The 20,676-nt window shown below is 64.5% G+C and carries 18 protein-coding genes; all 18 read left to right on the forward strand.

Annotated elements, in window-relative coordinates; genetic code table 11:
- The first annotated feature begins 23 nt into the window (after positions 1 to 23).
- Positions 24 to 809: a flagellar basal-body rod protein FlgG gene (gene flgG / locus KDW96_RS19395; RefSeq protein WP_255837863.1), complete on the forward strand. Its 786-nt coding sequence runs from the start codon at positions 24 to 26 to the stop codon at positions 807 to 809.
- Positions 810 to 869: 60 nt separating this feature from the next.
- Positions 870 to 1,589 carry a flagellar basal body L-ring protein FlgH gene (gene flgH / locus KDW96_RS19400; RefSeq protein WP_255837864.1) on the forward strand — a complete coding sequence of 240 codons (720 nt, stop codon included), beginning with the start codon at positions 870 to 872 and terminating at the stop codon, positions 1,587 to 1,589.
- A 14-nt stretch (positions 1,590 to 1,603) separates the two neighbouring features.
- Positions 1,604 to 2,701, forward strand: coding sequence for a flagellar basal body P-ring protein FlgI (locus tag KDW96_RS19405; protein WP_255837865.1), 1,098 nt, complete (start codon positions 1,604 to 1,606; stop codon positions 2,699 to 2,701).
- Positions 2,702 to 2,711: 10 nt separating this feature from the next.
- A complete protein-coding gene (gene flgJ, locus KDW96_RS19410; RefSeq protein WP_255837866.1) occupies positions 2,712 to 3,872 on the forward strand; it encodes a flagellar assembly peptidoglycan hydrolase FlgJ in 1,161 nt (386 codons plus the stop codon).
- Between the two features lie 9 nt (positions 3,873 to 3,881).
- Positions 3,882 to 5,903, forward strand: a complete 2,022-nt coding sequence (gene flgK / locus KDW96_RS19415; RefSeq protein ID WP_255837867.1) for a flagellar hook-associated protein FlgK — start codon at positions 3,882 to 3,884, stop codon at positions 5,901 to 5,903.
- Positions 5,904 to 6,013: 110 nt separating this feature from the next.
- Entirely contained in the window at positions 6,014 to 7,315 is a 1,302-nt protein-coding gene (flgL, locus tag KDW96_RS19420; RefSeq protein ID WP_255837868.1) for a flagellar hook-associated protein FlgL, read from the forward strand.
- A 296-nt stretch (positions 7,316 to 7,611) separates the two neighbouring features.
- The gene (locus KDW96_RS22085) at positions 7,612 to 9,579 is read left to right on the forward strand and encodes a flagellin N-terminal helical domain-containing protein (protein WP_304665562.1); all 1,968 of its coding nucleotides are present in this window, start codon (positions 7,612 to 7,614) and stop codon (positions 9,577 to 9,579) included.
- 77 nt (positions 9,580 to 9,656) lie between these two features.
- Entirely contained in the window at positions 9,657 to 10,016 is a 360-nt protein-coding gene (locus KDW96_RS19435) for a flagellar protein FlaG (protein WP_255837869.1), read from the forward strand.
- A gap of 68 nt (positions 10,017 to 10,084) precedes the next feature.
- Complete coding sequence (fliD, locus tag KDW96_RS19440; protein ID WP_255837870.1) at positions 10,085 to 11,485, forward strand: flagellar filament capping protein FliD; 1,401 nt, start codon at positions 10,085 to 10,087, stop codon at positions 11,483 to 11,485.
- Positions 11,486 to 11,488: 3 nt separating this feature from the next.
- Positions 11,489 to 11,875, forward strand: a complete 387-nt coding sequence (locus KDW96_RS19445) for a flagellar export chaperone FliS (RefSeq protein ID WP_255837871.1) — start codon at positions 11,489 to 11,491, stop codon at positions 11,873 to 11,875.
- Between the two features lie 157 nt (positions 11,876 to 12,032).
- Positions 12,033 to 12,413, forward strand: coding sequence for a flagellar export chaperone FliS (fliS, locus tag KDW96_RS19450; protein ID WP_255837872.1), 381 nt, complete (start codon positions 12,033 to 12,035; stop codon positions 12,411 to 12,413).
- A 29-nt stretch (positions 12,414 to 12,442) separates the two neighbouring features.
- Complete coding sequence (gene fliT / locus KDW96_RS19455) at positions 12,443 to 12,739, forward strand: flagellar protein FliT (RefSeq protein ID WP_255837873.1); 297 nt, start codon at positions 12,443 to 12,445, stop codon at positions 12,737 to 12,739.
- A 257-nt stretch (positions 12,740 to 12,996) separates the two neighbouring features.
- Complete coding sequence (locus tag KDW96_RS19460; protein ID WP_255837874.1) at positions 12,997 to 14,472, forward strand: sigma-54 dependent transcriptional regulator; 1,476 nt, start codon at positions 12,997 to 12,999, stop codon at positions 14,470 to 14,472.
- A gap of 179 nt (positions 14,473 to 14,651) precedes the next feature.
- Complete coding sequence (locus KDW96_RS19465; protein WP_255837875.1) at positions 14,652 to 15,866, forward strand: sensor histidine kinase; 1,215 nt, start codon at positions 14,652 to 14,654, stop codon at positions 15,864 to 15,866.
- Between the two features lie 5 nt (positions 15,867 to 15,871).
- Positions 15,872 to 17,281 (forward strand): sigma-54-dependent response regulator transcription factor FleR, encoded by a 1,410-nt coding sequence (gene fleR / locus KDW96_RS19470; RefSeq protein ID WP_255837876.1) that lies wholly within the window; start codon positions 15,872 to 15,874, stop codon positions 17,279 to 17,281.
- Between the two features lie 246 nt (positions 17,282 to 17,527).
- Complete coding sequence (fliE, locus tag KDW96_RS19475) at positions 17,528 to 17,857, forward strand: flagellar hook-basal body complex protein FliE (RefSeq protein ID WP_255837877.1); 330 nt, start codon at positions 17,528 to 17,530, stop codon at positions 17,855 to 17,857.
- 16 nt (positions 17,858 to 17,873) lie between these two features.
- Positions 17,874 to 19,664 (forward strand): flagellar basal-body MS-ring/collar protein FliF, encoded by a 1,791-nt coding sequence (fliF, locus tag KDW96_RS19480; RefSeq protein ID WP_255837878.1) that lies wholly within the window; start codon positions 17,874 to 17,876, stop codon positions 19,662 to 19,664.
- Complete coding sequence (fliG, locus tag KDW96_RS19485; protein ID WP_255837879.1) at positions 19,657 to 20,673, forward strand: flagellar motor switch protein FliG; 1,017 nt, start codon at positions 19,657 to 19,659, stop codon at positions 20,671 to 20,673. The genes fliF and fliG overlap by 8 nt, the downstream gene beginning before the upstream one ends.
- Positions 20,674 to 20,676: the final 3 nt, after the last annotated feature.

Consider the following 20,676-nt stretch of genomic DNA (forward strand, 5'->3'; position numbering starts at 1 on the left):
AACGGCACCCGAGGAGAATCGATATGCTTCCGGCACTGTGGGTCAGCAAAACCGGTCTGTCCGCCCAGGACATGAACCTGACCACCATTTCCAACAACCTGGCCAACGTTTCGACTACCGGCTTCAAGCGCGATCGGGCCGAGTTCGAAGACCTCCTCTATCAGGTGCGGCGTCAGCCGGGTGGCCAGTCCAGCCAGGACAGCCAGCTGCCCTCCGGTCTGCAGCTGGGTACCGGTGTGCGGGTGGTCGGCACGCAGAAGATCTTCACCGCGGGCAGCCTGCAGACCACCGAGCAGCCACTGGACATGGCCATCAATGGCCGTGGTTTCTTCCAGGTGCTGATGCCCGACGGCACCGTGGGCTATACCCGCGACGGCAGCTTCCACCTGAACTCCGATGGTCAGTTGGTCACCTCCAATGGCTTTGCCCTGGAGCCGGCCATCGTGCTGCCCAACGAGGTCAAGACCTTCACCGTGGGCGAGGACGGCACCGTGTCGGTGACTACCGCCGGCAACCCGCAGCCGCAGATCGTCGGCAACCTGCAGACCGCCGACTTCATCAACCCGGCGGGCCTGGAGGCAATCGGCAGCAACCTGTTCCTGGAGACCGCCTCCAGTGGCGCCCCGCAGGTCGGCACGCCGGGTCTCAACGGCCTGGGCACGACCCTGCAGAACACCCTGGAAAACTCCAACGTCAGCGTGGTCGAGGAGCTGGTGAACATGATCACCACCCAGCGCGCCTACGAGATGAACTCCAAGGTCATCTCCACCGCCGACCAGATGCTGTCCTTCGTCTCTCAGAATCTTTAAGGCTTGGGCAGGGCTTCGGTCCGGCCCCGGCTCACTATGCAACGCCGTGAGGTAGTGGTTATGAACCGGCTGAATATTGTGCTCTCGATGCTCGTGGTGGCGGCCCTGAGCGGCTGCGTGTCGCCACCGCCAAAGCCGGACGATCCCTACTACGCGCCGGTGCTGCCGCGCACGCCGCTGCCGGCGGCGCAGAACAACGGTTCGATCTACCAGGCCGGTTTCGAGAACAACCTGTACGGCGACCGCAAGGCCTTCCGTGTCGGCGACATCATCACCATCAGCCTCAACGAACGCACCCAGGCCAGCAAGAATGCCGGCTCGCAGATCGGCAAGGACAGCAGCGCCAGTATCGGCCTGACCTCGCTGTTCGGCGGCGGCGTATCGATGCGCAACCCGGGCTCGGGCAACATCCTCAACCCGCTCGGCGCCGAGGACCTGGGCCTGAGTGCCGAGTACGGCGCCAACCGTGACACCAAGGGCGACAGCAAGGCGGCCCAGGGCAACAGCCTGTCCGGCTCGATCACCGTGACCATCGCCGAGGTGCTGCCCAACGGCATTCTGGCGGTGCGCGGCGAGAAGTGGATGACCCTCAATACCGGCGACGAGCTGGTCCGCATCGCCGGTCTGGTGCGTTCCGACGACATCAGCACGGACAACACGGTCTCCTCCACGCGCATTGCCGATGCGCGCATCACCTACTCGGGCACCGGCGCGTTCGCCGATGCCAGTCAGCCGGGCTGGCTGGACCGCTTCTTCCTCAGCCCGCTGTTCCCGTTCTAAGCAGGTAGCCGATCATGAGACGACTGATTTCAATCCTCTGCCTGCTGCTGCTCGCCGGCATCGCCCAGGCCGAGCGGCTCAAGGACCTGGCGAGCATCCAGGGCGTTCGCAGCAACCAGCTGATTGGCTACGGCCTGGTGGTCGGTCTCAATGGCAGTGGCGACCAGACCACCCAGACGCCCTTTACCGTGCAGACCTTCAACAACATGCTGGCGCAGTTCGGCATCAAGGTGCCGGCCGGCGGCAACGTGCAGCTGAAGAACGTCGCCGCGGTGTCGGTGCACGCCGACCTGCCGGCATTCGCCAAGCCGGGGCAGACCATCGACATCACCATCTCCTCGATCGGCAACGCCAAGAGCCTGCGCGGCGGCAGCCTGCTGATGACCCCGCTCAAGGGCATCGACGGCAACGTCTACGCCATCGCCCAGGGCAACCTGGTGGTCGGCGGTTTCGATGCCGAGGGCGGCGACGGCTCGAAGATCACCGTCAACGTCCCGTCGGCCGGGCGCATTCCCGGTGGCGCCATGGTCGAGCGGCCGGTGCCGAGCGGCTTCGACCAGGGCAACAGCCTGACCCTCAACCTCAATCGTCCGGACTTCACCACGGCCAAGAACATCGTCGACCAGATCAACGACCTGCTCGGCCCGGGCGTGGCCCAGGCCCTCGACGGCGGCTCGGTGCGGGTCAGCGCGCCGCTCGATCCCAACCAGCGGGTCGACTACCTGTCGATCCTCGAGAACCTGGAAGTCAACCCCGGTCAGGCGGTAGCCAAGGTGATCATCAACTCGCGCACCGGCACCATCGTCATCGGCCAGAACGTGCGCGTGCAGCCGGCGGCGGTGACCCACGGCAGCCTCACCGTGACCATCACCGAAGACCCGATCGTCAGCCAGCCCGAGGCGCTGTCCGGCGGCCAGACCGTGGTGGTGCCCCGTTCGCGGGTCAACGCCGATCAGGAGGCCAAACCGATGTTCAAGTTCGGCCCCGGCACCACCCTGGACGAGATCGTCCGCGCGGTGAACCAGGTCGGCGCCGCCCCTTCCGACCTCATGGCCATCCTCGAGGCGCTCAAGCAAGCCGGCGCCCTGCAGGCCGACCTGATCGTGATCTAAGGAGGCGACCATGGATTCTCGATTCTCAGCCGGCCTGCTCGGCAACAGCAAGAGCCCGCTGGACAGCGGCGCCTTCACCGACCTCAATCGCCTCAGTCAGTTCAAGGTCGGCGGCGACAGCGAACAGAACATACGCAAGGTGGCCCAGGAGTTCGAGTCGCTGTTCCTCAATGAAATGCTCAAGGCCATGCGCTCGGCCAACGAGGTGTTCAGCGAAGGCAATTACCTCAACAGCAACGAGGGCAAGACCTACCAGGACATGCACGACCAGCAGCTGTCGGTGACCCTGTCGAACAACCAGAACGGCATCGGCCTGGCCGATGTGCTGGTGCGACAGATGTCGAAGATGAAAGGGGCGAGTGATCGGCCCAATCCGTTCGCCCAGGTCGATGCGCCGGCGCCAAGCGCACCGAGCAAGCCGCTGGCCAAGGTCGACAGCGCGCGCGATGACATGGCCCTGATCAACCAGCGCCGCCTGGCCCTGCCGGGCAAGCTGAACGACCGCCTGCTCGCCGGCATCGTACCGGCGGCCGGCGCCGCCGAGGGCCAGGCCCTGGCGAAAGAGGACTGGATTCCCGCCCAGGCCTTCGCCGCCCCCAAGGACAAGGCCCTGAGCCTGGGCGACAGCGATGCCATCAGCGGCCGCCGCCTGGCATCGGGCAAGTCGGTGTTCAGCTCGCCCCAGGAGTTCGTCGCGGCCATGCTGCCGATGGCCGAGAAGGCCGCCGAGAAGATCGGCGTCGAGGCCCGCTACCTGGTGGCCCAGGCGGCCCTGGAGACCGGCTGGGGCAAGTCGATCATCCGTCAGCAGGATGGCAGCAGCAGCCACAACCTGTTCGGCATCAAGAGCCACAACAGCTGGGACGGCGAGTCGGCGCGAGTGCTGACCACCGAGTACCAGGGTGGCAAGGCGGTGAAGGAAGCGGCCTCGTTCCGCGCCTACGACTCCTTCGCCCAGAGCTTCGAGGATTACGTGAGCTTCCTGCAGAGCAATGGCCGTTACGAAAAGGCCCTGAATGCCACCGACAACCCCGAGCGCTTCGTCCGCGAACTGCAGCAGGCCGGTTACGCCACCGACCCGCAGTACGCGCGCAAGGTCGCGCAGATCGCCCGGCAGATGCAGACCTACCAGGCCGTGGCGGCGGCCGACAGCAGCACCACCAGGACCTGAGGCTGAAACATGGCGGACCTACTGAACATCGGCCTGTCCGGCCTGTCGGCGAACAAGACCGCGCTGGCGGTCACCGGCCACAACATCACCAACGTCAACACCCCGGGCTTCTCCCGTCAGGACAGCGTGCAGGCCACCCGGGTGCCGAGCTTCAGCGGCGCCGGCTATATCGGCTCGGGCACCACCTTGGTGGATATTCGCCGCAGCTACAGTGAATTCCTCGGCACCCAGGTGCGCAGCAGTACGGCGCTCAACAGTGATGTGCAGGCCTACAGGAGCCAGATCGAGCAACTCGATTCGCTGCTGGCTGGTTCTACCACCGGCATTACGCCTTCGCTGCAGAAATTCTTCACTTCACTCCAGACCGCCGCCGAGGACCCCTCGAACATCCCCGCACGGCAGCTGGTGCTGTCCGAGGCCGAAGGCCTGGCGCGTCGCTTCAACACCGTTTACAACCGCATCGACGAGCAGAACGGCTTCATCAACAAGCAGATGACTGCGGTGACCGATCAGGTCAACCGACTGGCCGGTTCGATCGCCAGCTACAACGATGCCATCGCCATCGCAGGTTCCAACGGCCAGCAACCGAACGACCTGCTGGACGCTCGCGAAGAGGCGATTCGCCAACTCTCCACCTTCATCGGCGTCACCGTGGTGCCGCAGGACGACAGCTCGCTGAACCTGTTCATCGGCTCGGGTCAGCCACTGGTGGTCGGCAGCGCCAGCAGCCGTTTGGAGGTGGCCCCCGGGCAGAGTGATCCGAATCGCCTGGAGGTGAACCTGGTCGCTGGCGGCTCGCGTCAGGGCGTCACCAGCATGCTGAGCGGCGGTGAACTGGGCGGCCTGATTCGCTACCGCAGCGAAGCACTGGATACCACCTTCAATGCCCTGGGGCGGCTGGCGTTGGCCGTCAGCGATCAGGTCAATACGCAGCTGGGCCAAGGCCTGGACCTGAAGGGGCAGGTGGGCGCCGCGTTGTTCGGCGACTTCAACGATGCGAACGCGGCGATCCTGCGGGTGAAGGCGTTCACCACTAATACTGGCAATGCGCAGCCGGCGCTGAATATCAGCGACAGCAGCGTGCTGACTACCAGTGACTATCGGCTCGAGTTCGATGGCACCAACTATACGGCCCGGCGTCTGAGTGATGGCGCGGCGTTGACCCTTACACCGAGCGCGCCCGGCAGCTATCCGGCGACCTTGACCTTTGCCGATGCCGCCGGCAGAGACCAGGGGTTCGAAGTGGTGATGGACGCCGCGCCCGCCACTGGCGACAAATTCTTGCTCCAGCCGACCCGGCTTGGCGCCAGCAGCATAAGCGCGGTATTGGCCCAGGCCGATCAGCTGGCTTTCGCCGCACCGGCTCGTGCCGGGGCCTCCCTGCAGAATCGCGGCAACGGCGCGATTACCCAGCCCGAGCTCACGGCGGCGGGGGCCAGCCCGATCGACGCCGCGGCGATTGCCGCGGCTCTGCCGCAGGGGTTGACCTACGATGGCGCGGGCACATTCGAGGATCCGCCAGGCACGGCCATTGCCGGATTGACCCGGGTACCGGCCGGTGCCTTCGTACCGGGGCAGGTGAACGCCTATACGCTGGATCTTGGCGGCGGCAACGTCGTCAGCTTCAGTATCAGCGGGCGGCCGGAAAGCGGCGACTCTTTCACCCTGGAGTTCAATACCAATGGTGTGTCGGATAACCGTAACGCCCTCAAGTTGATCAACCTGCAAAACAAACAGACCGTGGGCGTCGATCCGAGCGTGACCGGCATCGCCACCGGCGTCAGTTTTACCGATGGCTATGGCGATCTGGTCGAGCGCGTCGGCACCCTGACCGCACAGGCCCGTCAGGATGGCGAAGCGACTGGGGCCATCCTCAAGCAGGCCACGGACAACCGCGACGCCCTGTCCGGAGTGAACCTCGACGAAGAGGCAGCCAATCTGATCAAGTTCGAGCAGTACTACAACGCCTCGGCCCAGGTCATTCAAGTTGCCCGCTCGTTGTTCGATACCCTGATCAATACCTTTAGATAAGTCGCGCCGACTGCGGGCGTAATACGGATCAAGTCCCTTGCCCATCGGGCCAGGGCGGGGCGGGGGGCATGACAGCACCCGCGCCCGGAATGCCAGACGAGGCTCAAGCCATGCGTATCTCGACCATCCAGGCCTTCAACAATGGCGTACAGGGACTGCAGCGCAACTATGCCAACGTCACCCGTACCCAGGAACAGATCAGCACTGGAAATCGCATCCTCACCCCGGCGGACGACCCGGTCGCCTCGGTGCGCCTGCTGCAACTGGAACAGCAGCAGAACGTGCTCAGCCAGTACGGCTCCAACCTGACCGCGGCGAAGAACTCCCTGACCCAGGAGGAGGTGACGCTCAATTCGGTCAACACCATCCTGCAGCGGGTACGCGAGCTGACGGTGCAGGCTGGTAACGGCGCGCTCAGCCAGACCGACCGGCGCTCCATTGCGGCCGAACTGGGGACCCGTGAAGAAGAATTGCTTGGCCTGATGAACACCCGTAACGCCCGCGGCGAATACCTGTTTGCCGGGCTCCAGGGCAAGACTCAGCCGTTCGTGCGCCAGGCCGACGGCACCTACAGCTACCAGGGCGACGAAGGGCAGCGCAAGCTGCAGGTGGCCAGCTCCCTCGAGCTGCCGATCAGCGACAACGGCAAGAAGACCTTCGAGAACGTCATCAATGCCGGGCGCCTGAGTCTCAATGATTCGAGCGTGCCGCCCGCTCCGCTGCCCACTGGGCCGGTCAGCGGCCTGCTGGTCGACGACGAGGTGTCTTTCGCCTCCTTTCCCGCCAACGGCTTCCAGCTGGACTTCGACGCCGTCGACCCCATGAACTACACCCTGCGCCCGGTCACCACCCCCGGAATACCCGGGGCGCCGCCAGCGCCCGATACCCCGGCGGTATTGGGCACCGCCATCAGCGGCCGGCTCAAGCAGGGCGAGGACACCCTGGTGCATTACCAGGGCGTGGCCTTCTACGTCAACGGAACGCCGGCGGCCGGGGCAAGCTTCACCATCACTGGCCCGGATGCCAGCCCGGCGACCCCGCCGCCCAACAAGGTCGGCATCCTCTCGACCATCGCCAGCCTGCGCAATGCCCTCGAGAACGCCACCGACTCGCCTGCCGGCAGCCGCGAAACACGCGATGCGGTGGCCCTGGCGCTGACCAACCTGGATCACGGCATGGCCACCGTAGACGGGGTGCGCGGCGAAATAGGCGCCCGACTGAACGTCGTCGAATCCACGCAGATCGACAACGAAGACGTCAGCCTGGTCAACAAGGCCGTGCAGACCGACCTGCGCGAACTGGATTACCCCGAGGCGTTGTCGCGCCTGACCTTCCAGTCCATCGTGCTCGAGGCGGCGCAGCAGAGTTACGTGAAGATCAGCGGGCTCAACCTGTTCGACAAGCTGCGCTAGCGGCTTGGCTGCCGCGCGCCGTCGACGCCTCGGGGGCGCGACGGCGGTGGCAGCGACCAGTTGCAGCGTTTTTTTGGCGTCGAAAACCTGTCGAAAGTCCGGAAAAACGCCGGTTTTTTAGCTAAGTAGATGTTCCTAAAGCAGAAAATAATTTTCCGGGGGAGTGGCTAAAAAACCTAAAGCTCCCGGAAATGGCGCCGATAAAAGATTCGAATGCGAACTTTAAGGGTGCCTGGGCGCTGCCCACCCAAGGTCGCACGCTCAGGCAAACACGCTAGTCCTCGGAGGACACCATCATGGCTCTTACCGTCAATACCAACATTGCGTCACTCAATACTCAGCGCAACCTGAACTCGTCTTCCAACGCGCTGAACACTTCCCTGCAGCGTCTGTCCACCGGCTCGCGGATCAACAGCGCCAAGGACGACGCCGCCGGCCTGCAGATCTCCAACCGCATGAGCAGCCAGATCAGCGGCCTGGGTGTAGCGGTGCGCAACGCCAACGACGGTATCTCCATGGCGCAGACCGCCGAAGGTGCCCTGCAGCAGACCACCGGCATCCTTCAGCGCATGCGTGACCTGTCCCTGCAGGCGGCCAACGGCTCCAACGGCGACTCCGAGCGCAAGGCCCTGAACGGCGAAGTGGTGCAGCTGAAGAACGAACTGGACCGCATCGCCACCAGCACCCGTTTCGGCAGCAAGCAGCTGTTCGACGGTTCGCTGAAGGAGAACATCCAGGTCGGCGCCAACGCCAACGAAACCATCAACGTGGCCATCTCCAGCTTCCGTACCGTCGACCTGGGCACCACCGCCTCCCGCGAAGCCTCGGCCGCCAAGCTCAGCGCTGGTGCTGCCGTTAGCTCCCGTACCATCGGCGCCGGCGCCGCAGGCACGGCGCAGGTGAACGGTACCGCGTCGACCGTGGTGGCCTCGGCCGCACCGACCAAGACCGACTTCGACAACAGTGTCGCGGGCAGCGCTTCGACCCTAACCGGTGGCGCGGCACCCGCTTCATTGGTCATTGGTACTGGTAGCAACGATGTACTGACGATCACTGGGGCGGGCATCACCGACACAGGCTCTACATCCATAACTCTGACTGCGGCTACCTATGGCTCTACGCAGCTGCTCGCTGATGAGATAAATACTCAGATTGCCGCTAGCACCGACTTAAACGGAAAAGTTACAGCCACTGTTTCTGGTGGTGGTGAGTTGGTACTGACTGAGGTCTCCGGCAGTGGGTACAGCGGCGTGGATCTCGCGGTTGCTGGAAACGGTGCAGCTAACGCATTCGGAACCCCGGTCGCTGCTACCGGTACTGCCACAGTAGCCAACACCGCCGCCGAGACCCTCACCATCGACTTTGGTGGCACTAGCCAGAACATTACCTTCAACACCGACCTGACCAATGCCGCCGGGATCCGCGATGCGATCAATACCGCGATCACTGGCGGTGCGTTGAACGGTCTGGTCACCGCTTCCCTGGACGGCAGCGGCAACCTGCAGCTGACCGAAGTGGACGTGGGCTCCGACAACCTCTACACCGCTAACGCCCTGGCGGTCAGCGGAACGGCCGCCTCCAGCGTGTTCGGTACTCCCACCGCCACCACCGGTACCACCGGTACCGCCGCCGTGCCGGCGGGCAACCCGAACACCGAGTTCGCCATCGCCATCGACGGCGGCGCCGCCCAGACCATCAGCATCGACGCCGGCACCTACGACAGCCTCGAGGCCCTGGCCGACAACATCAACCAGAAGTTCGCCGCCAATGCCACCCTCAAGGGTGAAGTGCGCGCCACGGTCGACAACGGCCAGGTGCAGTTCGTGCGCTCCGACAAGGGCGCCACCGGCAGCGTCACCGTCAGCGCCGTGGCGGCCAACAATGGCCTGACCAACCTGGGCTTCACCGATGGCGACACCGCTGCCGGTACCGATGCCGGCGCGGTCAACAGCTCCGTCGAGCAGATCGACATCAGCACCGTGGACGGCGCCCAGGCGGCCATCGCCACCCTCGACGCCGCGCTGGCCGAAGTGGATACCACCCGCGCCAACATGGGTGCGGTGCAGAACCGCTTCGAGTCGACCATCAGCAACCTGCAGAACGTCTCGGAAAACACCGCGGCGTCCCGCGGCCGAATCCTGGATACCGACTTCGCGGCCGAAACCGCGAACCTGAGCAAGAACCAGATTCTGCAGCAGGCCGGTACCGCGATCCTGGCCCAGGCCAACCAGTTGCCGCAGGCGGTTCTCAGCCTCCTGCGTTAAGCTGAACGGTGGGTTAGCTTGATCTTCGGGGGGTAGTGCCTGGCGCTACTCCCCGCTTTGCCATTTGAGGTGAGCTCATGGACATCAACACAGTAGAGGGTCTGTCGCAGCACGGCGCAGTGGTTCGCTCTCAGCGCAAGGATGCCGTCCAGTCAATTGCGCGCGCGGACACCCCGGTAACGGCGCAGGCGGCAGGAGCGCCGCCGGAGCTCGGGACACAACCGATGGAAGCGGCGGTTTCCAGCATCAAGGAGTATGCGCAGAGCATCCAGCGTAACCTGAACTTCGACCTGGACGACTCGACCGGTCAGGTCGTGGTCAAGGTCACCGATGGGGTGTCCGGCGAGGTGATCCGGCAGATTCCTTCCGAAGAGGCGTTGCGCCTGGCCGAGAGCCTGGAGGATATGCGCAGCTTGCTGTTCAGGGCGGAAGCCTGATCGGCACGCTTTTTGATTGGTTGCTCAGTATCTGAGGAAAGCGTCAAACCCATGACGAGGTGGTTAGCATGGTAGGGATAACCGGTATTGGTTCCGGCTTGGATATCAATGGCATAGTCGGAGCCTTGGTTGGCGCGGAAAAAGCGCCCAAGGAAGCGCAGCTGGCGCGCCTGGAAAAAGCCTCGACCACCAAATTCTCTGCCTTGGGGCAACTGAAGGGCGCACTCGGCACCTTCAAGACGGCGATGAAGAGCCTCAACAACGCTGAGTTGTTCGAAAAGCGCACGGCCACTTCCTCCAATACCTCAGCCCTGACCGCCACGGCCAGTACCTCTGCCCTGGGGGGCACCTACAAGGTCGACGTCGACCGCCTTGCCAGTAGCAGCAAGGTGGCCACCGCGGCCCTGGCCAGTGATTTCTCGACCTCCGCCAGCGGTACCCTGAAGATCAAGCTGGGCGCGGCCGATGCCGGAACCGAGGTGGCGATCGCCGCGGACAGCTCACTGGTGGAGATTCGCGACAAGCTCAACACCGCGTTGAAGGACAAGGGCATTACCGCCAACGTGGTCAACAACCCCGCCGACGGCACCTCGCGCCTGGTGCTCAATGCCAAGGACACGGGGGCGGGCAAGGATATCTTCATCGAAACCGGCGATGCGGCCTTGAGTGCGCTGACCGTCGACGGCGCTGTCCAGGTCTCGGGTAATGCGGCGGGGTATCTGGAGCAGGCCGCGGACGCCGAGTTCAGCATCGATGGCCTTGCGCTCAAGAGTTCGAGCAATACCGTAGAGAATGCCATCCCCGACGTCACCATGACCCTGGTCGGCAAGACCGAGGAGAACAAGCCGCTGACGGTCACTGTCGGCCAGGACAAGGTCGGCGTCACCAGCAACATCAAGAAGTTCGTCGAGGCCTATAACAAGCTGATCACCACCAGCAATGACCTGACCAGTGTGGTCGAGGTGGGCGAAGGCAAACCGCCGGTGGTCGGTGGCCTGGTGGGGGATGCATCGGTTCGCGCGCTGGTCGGGGGGATGCGCAACGAGCTGGTCAACCCGGCTGAGCAGGGGGGCGTGCGGGTGTTGGCCGACCTGGGGATCACCACCCAGCAGGATGGCACCCTGAAGATCGATGACGCCAAGTTGAGTGCCGTGCTGAAGGACAACTTCGATGCCGTTGCCACGTTCTTCACCGGCGACACCGGCTTGATGAGCCGCCTGGACAAGCGCATCGACGGTTACGTCCAGACCGGCGGGGTGCTGGAACAGCGTATGGACGGCCTGCAGTCCACCCTGAACGATATCGACAAGCAGCGCGAAGCCTTGACCCGACGTGTCGAGCAGCTGCAGACCCGGCTGTTTTCCCAGTTCAATGCCATGGATGCGCTCGTAGGTCAGTTGAACCAGACCAGTGAGCGACTCGCCCAAGCCCTCGGCAGCCTGCCGGGCTCAGTCAGAAAGGACAGTTAACTCGTGGATAATCCGATCAATACCTATAAAGCCGTCGACACTGGTCGGGAAGTCAGTCCCTATCAAGCCGTCCAGTTGTTGCTCGATGGTGCGCTGGAACGCATTGCCGTGGCCCTGTTGGCACAGCAGCAAGCCAGTCCGGCCGTCAGGGGGGAGGCGGTCGGTAGCACGATTTCCATCATTGGCATTCTTCAGGCCAGCCTCGACAAGCAGTTGGGGGGCGAACTCGCGGAAAACCTCGACGCCCTCTACGACTACATCACCCGTCGCCTTGCCGGCGTGGCCTTGGACAAGACGCCGCGCAGTCTCGAGGAAGTGCAGGGGCTGTTGACGCAGATTCGTGACGGTTGGGTTGCCATCGGCCCGGACCTGGAGCCTGCGGCTTCCTGACGCTGCGTTCTGCCCGTCCCATCCCGGCGGGCCTCCCCATTTCTGCTCTAACTTCAGCCAATTCAAACAACTAGATACTTTTCACGCCGGCTCTAAAGCTGTTTCCGTCATGGTCGATATATAAAGTATTCCCGCACTACACTGGAGTACATTGAGCATGAACGCGATGACAGCAATGCGGCAGTATCAGACCGTCAACACCCAGGCCCAGGCAGTGGATGCCAGCCCGCATCGGTTAATCCAGATGCTGATGGATGGCGGTCTGACTCGTATTGCCCAGGCTCGCGGTGCAATGGAGCGGGGGCAGGTTGCGCTCAAGGGGGAGCTTATCGGCAAGGCCATCGGTATCATCGGCGGACTGCGCGAGGGCCTGGACCTGCAAAAGGGTGGCGAGCTGGCCGCCAATCTGGATAGTCTGTACCAGTACATGGCTACCCGATTGCTGCAGGCAAATGTGAAAAACGAAATCGCCCCGCTCGAGGAAGTCGCAGGGTTGTTGCGCGAAGTGAAGACCGGTTGGGACGCAATCAGCCAATGATGCGGCCCGACACCTAGAGGAGCAGGATCATGAGTTCAACTGTCCAGCGCCTGGAAGATACCGGTAGCGCTCTGCGCAGTGCCTTGGCTTCCCGGGATTGGGCGGCGATAGGTGAGCTGGACCTGCAGTGCCGCCAAGCCGTGGACGATGCCATGGTCGAGGCCGAGCAGGATGAAGGCGTGCTCCGCGCGCGCATGCAGGAGTTGCTCGACCTCTATCGTGAGCTGGTCAATGTCTGCCAGGCCGAGCAGAAGCGCCTGGCCGGAGAGTTGATTCAACTGAATCAGTCCCAGCAGGGGGCCAAGGTGTATCAGCTCTTTGGTTGAGCCGACTCGCTGCAGTTGCCAAGTATTCTATGCGTGTTAGCCGCTCTTTATCCCGCCTGATCACTGCCCTTCGTGGAAGAAACCGACTAAATCCCTTTCTGTTGAAACAGTCGTTTATGCCATCCGACGGGCGAAGCAAAAAAATCACGCCATAAAATTGACTGCCTTGCTGAAATTGACTTTACTAGCGGCCAATTGCCGGCGCCTCCTGCGTGGTGGTGTGGGCCCCTTCACTCCCTGGAAAAGACCAAAACAATATGTGGCGTGAAACCAAAATTCTCTTGATCGACGACAACGCTGAGCGGTGTCGTGATCTGGCTGTCATCCTGGCCTTCCTGGGCGAAGAGCACATCGCCTGCTCCAGCAAGGACTGGCGCAATGCGGTATCGCCGCTGGAGTCCAGCCGTGGTGTTTTGAGCGTCCTGATCGGCGACGTGCAGGCCAAGGGTGGCATCCTGGATTTGCTCAAGGATCTGGCGGCCTGGGATGAATTCCTGCCTGTGTTGCTGCTCGACGAGCAGGTCAGTACGGAGTGGCCGGCGGACCTGCGTCGGCGCGTCCTGGCGACCCTGGAGATGCCACCGAGCTACAACAAGCTGCTCGACTCCCTGCATCGGGCCCAGGTCTACCGCGAGATGTATGACCAGGCCCGTGAGCGTGGGCGTCAGCGCGAGACCAACCTGTTCCGCAGCCTGGTCGGCACCAGCCGCACCATCCAGCACGTGCGCCAGATGATGCAGCAGGTGGCCGACACCGAGGCCAGCGTGTTGATCCTTGGCGAGTCCGGTACCGGCAAGGAAGTGGTGGCGCGTAACCTGCACTACCACTCCAAGCGTCGCGACGCGCCGTTCGTGCCGGTCAACTGTGGCGCCATTCCGGCCGAGTTGCTGGAAAGCGAGCTGTTCGGTCATGAGAAGGGCGCGTTTACCGGTGCCATCACCAGTCGCGCCGGGCGCTTCGAGCTGGCCAATGGCGGCACCCTGTTCCTCGACGAAATCGGCGACATGCCGCTGCCGATGCAGGTCAAGCTGCTGCGCGTGCTGCAGGAGCGCACCTTCGAGCGCGTCGGCAGCAACAAGACCCAGAGCGCCGACGTGCGGATCATCGCCGCGACCCACAAGAACCTGGAGACCATGATCGAGACGGGCAGCTTCCGCGAGGACCTGTACTACCGTCTGAACGTGTTCCCCATCGAGATGCCGCCGCTGCGCGAGCGTATCGAAGACATCCCGTTGCTGCTCAACGAGCTGATCTCGCGCATGGAGCATGAGAAGCGCGGTTCCATCCGCTTCAACTCGGCGGCGATCATGTCGCTGTGCCGGCACGACTGGGCGGGTAACGTGCGCGAGCTGGCGAACCTGGTCGAGCGCATGGCGATCATGCACCCCTACGGCGTGATCGGTGTCGGTGAGCTGCCGAAGAAATTCCGTCATGTCGACGATGAGGACGAGCAACTGGCCGCCAGCCTGCGCGATGAGCTGGAGGAGCGGGCCGCCATCGTTTCCGGCCTGCCGGGGGTGGACAAGCCGGCGATGCTGCCGCCGGAGGGGCTGGACCTCAAGGACTACCTGGGCAACCTCGAGCAGGGCCTGATCCAGCAGGCGCTGGACGACGCCGCCGGCGTGGTGGCGCGCGCCGCCGAGCGTCTGCGCATCCGCCGCACCACCCTGGTGGAGAAGATGCGCAAGTACGGCATGAACCGCCGCGACGAGGAAGGCCAGCTCGAGGACTGACGGCCGGAGCGTCAGTCAGCAGACTGGCGCGCTGGACATCAATAAAGCCGAAGCTTTGACACGAGCTTCGGCTTTGTTTTTTAGGTGGTTGAAAAATAAAGATTATTTTTTAGGCACGGGGATTGCTATCTCTTAGGCAACTGACTGTCTTATGACGGCTCGCGGCACGAGAGAGAACCATGAATTCCAATGCCCAGCTTTCCCCTGACGCCCTCCCGGCGCCTGCTGCCCCCGCCGAGGAGGCTGGCCGCGCCAGTCTGGAACAGGCTTTCACCCTGTTCAACCAGATGTCCAACCAGCTCAGCGAGTCCTACAGCATGCTGGAGGCCCGGGTCGCCGAGCTCAAGGGTCAGCTGGCCCTGGTCAGCGCCCAGCGCATGCAGGAGCTGGCCGAGAAGGAGCGCCTGGCCCATCGCCTGCAGAGCCTGTTGGACCTGCTGCCAGGCGGGGTGATAGTGATCGATGGCCAGGGCGTGGTGCGCGAAGCCAATCCGGTGGCGCGCAACCTGTTGGGCCAGCCGCTGGCCGGCATGCTGTGGCGCGAGGTGATCGCGCGCAATTTCGCGCCACGGGAAGACGACGGTCACGAGATCTCCCTGAAGGATGGCCGGCGCCTGTCGATTGCCACCCGCTCCTTGCACGGCGAGCCCGGTCAGCTGGTGCTGCTCACCGACCTGACGGAAACCCGTCGCCTGCAGGATCAGCTATCCCGCCACGAGCGCCTGTCGGCCCTGGGGCGGATGGTCGCGTCCCTGGCCCATCAGATCCGCACGCCGCTGTCCGCTGCCTTGCTTTATGCCAGCCACCTGACCGAGCAGGTGCTGCCGGCCGAGCAGCAGCAGCGCTTCGCCGGGCGGCTGAAGGAGCGCTTGCACGAGCTGGAGCACCAGGTGCGCGACATGCTGATCTTCGCCCGTGGCGAGCTGCCGCTGCCGGATCGCCTGGCTCCCAAGGCGTTGTTCGACGCCTTGCGGGCGGCGGGGGAGTCCCATGTCCAGGGCATGACGGTGCGCTGGCAGTGCGATGCCCGCGAAGGCGAGCTGCTGTGCAATCGCGACACCCTGGTCGGCACGGCCCTCAACCTGCTGGACAACGCCATCCAGGCGGCCGGCCGCGAGGCGCGACTGAAAGTCCATCTGTATCGCCGCGGCAACGCGCTGCACCTGTGCATCAGCGACAACGGCCCGGGTATAGATGGCGCCACTTTGGCGCGCCTGGGCGAACCCTTCTTCACCACCAAGGCCACCGGCACCGGGCTTGGCCTGGCGGTGGTCAAGGCGGTCGCGCGCGCCCATCAGGGCGAGCTGCGCCTGCAGTCGCGGCCCGGCCGCGGTACCTGCGCCCTATTGATTCTGCCGCTGATCCGCGCGGCACAACCCTTGATTCAGGAGTGATTCCCATGGCTGCCAAAGTTCTGCTGGTCGAAGACGACCGCGCCCTGCGCGAAGCCCTGGCCGATACCCTGGCGCTGGCCGGCCACGACTACCGGGCGGTGGATTGTGCCGAGGCGGCTCTGGACGCCCTGGCCGAGGAGTCGTTTGGCCTGGTGGTCAGCGACGTAAACATGCCGGGCATGGACGGTCACCAGCTGCTTGCGCAGATTCGTCAGCGCCAGCCCCAGCTGCCGGTGCTGCTCATGACGGCCTATGGCGCGGTCGAGCGCGCGGTGGAGGCGATGCGCCAGGGCGCGGCGGATTATCTGGTCAAGCCGTTCGAGCCGAAAGCCTTGCTGGCGCTGGTCGAGCGCCATGCCCTGGGCCGCCTGAGCGCGCTCGAGCAGGATGGGCCGGTGGCGTTGGAACCGGCCAGTCTGCAGTTGCTGGAGCTGGCCTCGCGGGTGGCGCAGAGCGATTCCACGGTGCTGATCACCGGCGAGTCCGGTACCGGCAAGGAGGTGCTGGCGCGCTATATCCACCAGCAGTCGCCGCGGGCGGCGCAGCCGTTCATCGCCATCAACTGTGCGGCGATTCCCGACAACATGCTCGAAGCCACCCTGTTCGGTCACGAGAAGGGGGCCTTCACCGGCGCCGTCGCCAGTGCGCCGGGCAAGTTCGAGCTGGCCGACAAGGGCACCATTCTGCTCGATGAGATCTCCGAGATGCCGATGGCGCTGCAGGCCAAGCTGCTGCGGGTGCTGCAGGAGCGCGAGGTGGAGCGCGTCGGGGCGCGCAAGCCGATCAGCCTGGATATTCGCGTGCTGGCCACCAGCAACCGCGATCTGGCCGGCGAAGTGGCCGCCGGGCGTTTCCGCGAGGACCTCTACTATCGCCTGTCGGTCTTTCCCCTGGCCTGGCGGCCGCTGCGCGAGCGCCCGGCCGATATCGTGCCCCTGGCCGAGCGGCTGCTGGCCAAGCACGTCAAAAAAATGAATCACTCGCCGATTCGCCTGTCGCCCCAGGCCCAGGCCTGCCTGGTGAGCCATGCCTGGCCGGGCAATGTGCGCGAACTGGACAATGCCATCCAGCGCGCGCTGATTCTCCAGCAGGGCGGTTTGATTCAGCCCCAGGACCTCTGCCTGACTGCGCCCATCGGCTTCGCCCCGGCTGCCCAGCCCCAGCTGGTCGCGGTGCCTGCCGGTGCGCCGAGCGGCGCTGCGCTGGCGGAGGTGCCGGCGGCCGAGGCAGGCGACCTGGGCGAGGATCTGCGTCGCCGCGAGTTCCAGGTGATCATCGATACCCTGCGCTCCGAGCGCGGGCGGCGCAAGGAGGCCGCCGAGCGCCTGGGCATCAGTCCGCGTACGCTGCGTTACAAGCTGGCGCAGATGCGCGACGCCGGCCTGGACGTGGAGGCCTACCTCTACGCCAGCTGAGGCGGGCGGTCACCGCCAGTCATCCTCGGGTCCTGACTCGCGCCGCTATGCAGAGCGGCGCGCCTCTGCCTGTTCGGCTCGGTTTTCGCTGCGCCTCGCTGCCCGGGGGATGTGAGGCGCTGCCGGATTGTGCCGCTATGCGGGCAATTCGCTTCCCGCTCCCGGGTGTCTTGGCACCCTTGTTGCAAACACCCTTTCTAAAGCGCCGCGCAGCGTCAAAATTCCGCGGCCAGTGGAGGAAAGAGTATGAGCCAGGGTGTCGAATTCAATCGCCTGATGTTGGAAATGCGCTCCATGCAAGCCGAGGCCATGGCGCGGCAGAAGCCGGTTGCCAGCGCTCCGGAGCCGGGCGCACCGAGCTTCTCGGACATGCTCGGCCAGGCGGTGAACAAGGTCAACGAAACCCAGCAGGCCTCCAATAAACTGGCCACGGCCTTCGAGATGGGACAGGGCGGGGTCGAGCTGACCGACGTGATGATCGCCTCGCAGAAGGCCAGTGTGTCCTTCCAGGCCATGACCCAGGTGCGCAACAAGCTGGTTCAGGCGTACCAAGACATCATGCAGATGCCGGTTTAAGGATAGGTTCTGAATCATGGCCGACGCCCTTGCCGCAAAAGTCCCCGCCACCGCTGGCGACGAGTCGAAGAAGCCGCTCTTCGGCCTGAGTTTTCTGGAAAACCTGTCGGACATGTCGATGTTGCGGCAGATCGGCCTGCTGGTCGGTCTTGCCGCCAGCGTGGCGGTCGGTTTCGCCGTGGTGCTCTGGTCGCAGCAGCCGGATTACCGCCCGCTGTACGGCAGCCTCAACGGCATGGATGCCTCCCAGGTGATCGAGACGCTGACGGCGGCGGACATCGCCTATACCGTGGAGCCCAACTCCGGTGCCCTGCTGGTCAAGGCCGAAGACATGTCGCGGGCCCGCTTGCGCCTGGCGGCGGCTGGCGTGTCGCCCAGCGACAAGAGCGTCGGCTTCGAGATACTCGATCAGGAGCAGGGCCTCGGCACCAGCCAGTTCATGGAGGCCACCCGCTACCGTCGCGGCCTGGAAGGAGAGCTGGCCCGCACCGTCTCCAGCCTCAATAACGTCAAGGGCGCCCGTGTCCACCTGGCGATCCCGAAGAGTTCGGTGTTCGTGCGCGACGAGCGCAAGCCCAGTGCCTCGGTGCTGGTCGAGCTGTATCCGGGCCGCGCCCTGGAGCCGAGCCAGGTGATGGCCATCGTCAACCTGGTGGCCACCAGCGTGCCGGAACTGGACAAGGCCCAGGTCACGGTGGTCGACCAGAAGGGCAACCTGCTCTCCGATCAGCGCGAGCTGTCGGAGCTGAGCATGGCCGGCAAGCAGTTCGATTACAGCCGGCGCCTGGAAAGCCTGTTCACCCAGCGCGTGCACAATATCCTGCAGCCGGTGCTGGGCAGCGGTCGCTACAAGGCCGAGGTCTCGGCCGATGTCGACTTCAGCGCGGTGGAATCCACCTCGGAGATGTTCAACCCCGACCAGCCGGCGCTGCGCAGCGAACAGCAGGTCAGCGAGCAGCGCACCAGCGGTCTCGGCCCCCAGGGGGTGCCCGGGGCGTTGAGCAACCAGCCACCGGGCGCGGCCAGCGCGCCGGAGAAGGCCGGCGCCGCCGCTGCCGGAGCCATCTCCCCCGGTCAGCCGCTGCTGGACGCCAACGGTCAACAGGTCATCGATTCGGCCACCGGCCAGCCGATGCTGGCGCCGTACCCGGCGGACAAGCGCGAGCAGGCCACGCGCAACTTCGAGCTGGATCGCTCGATCAGCTACACCAAGCAGCAGCAGGGGCGCTTGCGTCGGCTGTCGGTGGCGGTGGTGGTGGACGACCAGCTCAAGGTCGACCCGGCCACCGGCGAAGCGACCCGCGTGCCGTGGAGCAGCGACGAACTGGCCCGCTTCACCCGTCTGGTACAGGATTCGGTCGGCTTCGACGCCAGCCGTGGCGACAGCGTCAGCGTGATCAATACGCCGTTCACCGTCGAAGTGGGTGAAGAGATCGTCGAGGTGGCGTTCTACACGCAGCCCTGGTTCTGGGACATCGTCAAGCAGGTGCTCGGCGTGCTGTTCATCCTGGTGCTGGTGTTCGGGGTGCTGCGCCCGGTGCTCAACAACATCACCAGTGCCGGCAAATCGAGTCGTTATTCCGGCTCCGGGCGCAATGGCAACCGCGATGTCGAGCTGGGCGAGATGGGCGGTCTGGACGGCGAACTCTCCGCCGATCGGGTCAGCCTCGGCGGCCCACAGAGCATCCTCCTGCCCAGCCCGACCGAGGGGTATGATGCGCAGCTGAACGCGATCAAGAGCCTGGTCGCCGAAGACCCGGGCCGCGTCGCCCAGGTCGTGAAAGAGTGGATCAACGCCGATGAGTGACAATCGTACTGCTGCGAAACTGAACAAGGTCGACAAGGCCGCCATCCTCCTGCTCTCCCTCGGCGAGACCGACGCCGCCCAGGTGTTGCGTCATCTTGGGCCCAAGGAGGTGCAGAAGGTCGGTGTGGCCATGGCCGGCATGCGCAACGTGCACCGCGAGCAGGTCCTGCAGGTGATGGGCGAATTCGTCGACATCGTCGGCGATCAGACCAGTCTGGGCGTGGGCGCCGACGGCTATATCCGCAAGATGCTGACCCAGGCCCTTGGTGAGGACAAGGCCGGTAATCTGATCGACCGCATCCTTCTGGGCGGCAGCACCAGCGGCCTGGACAGCCTGAAGTGGATGGAGCCGCGGGCGGTGGCCGACGTGATTCGCTACGAGCACCCGCAGATCCAGGCCATCGTCGTGGCCTACCTCGACCCCGATCAGGCCGGCGAGGTGCTCAGCCACTTCGATCACAAGGTGCGCCTGGACATCGTCCTGCGCGTGTCCTCCCTGAACACCGTGCAGCCGGCGGCGCTCAAGGAACTCAACCTGATTCTCGAGAAGCAGTTCTCCGGCAGCGCCAACACCACCCGCGCCAGCCTCGGCGGGGTCAAGCGCGCCGCCGACATCATGAACTTCCTCGACAGTTCGACCGAAGGCCAGTTGATGGACTCGATCCGCGAGGTCGACGAGGACCTGTCGACGCAGATCGAAGATCTGATGTTCGTCTTCGACAACCTGGCCGATGTCGACGACCGCGGGATTCAGGCGCTGCTGCGCGAGGTCTCGTCGGACGTGCTGGTGCTGGCGCTCAAGGGTGCCGACGAAGCGATCAAGGAGAAGGTCTTCAAGAACATGTCCAAGCGCGCCGCCGAGCTGTTGCGCGACGACCTGGAGGCCAAGGGGCCGGTACGGGTCAGCGACGTGGAGTCGGCACAGAAGGAAATCCTCACCATCGCCCGGCGCATGGCCGAAGCCGGGGAAATCGTCCTTGGCGGCAAGGGCGGCGAGGAGATGGTCTAAGTC

The organism is Pseudomonas benzenivorans, from assembly GCF_024397895.1.
GTDB lineage: Bacteria > Pseudomonadota > Gammaproteobacteria > Pseudomonadales > Pseudomonadaceae > Aquipseudomonas > Aquipseudomonas benzenivorans_A.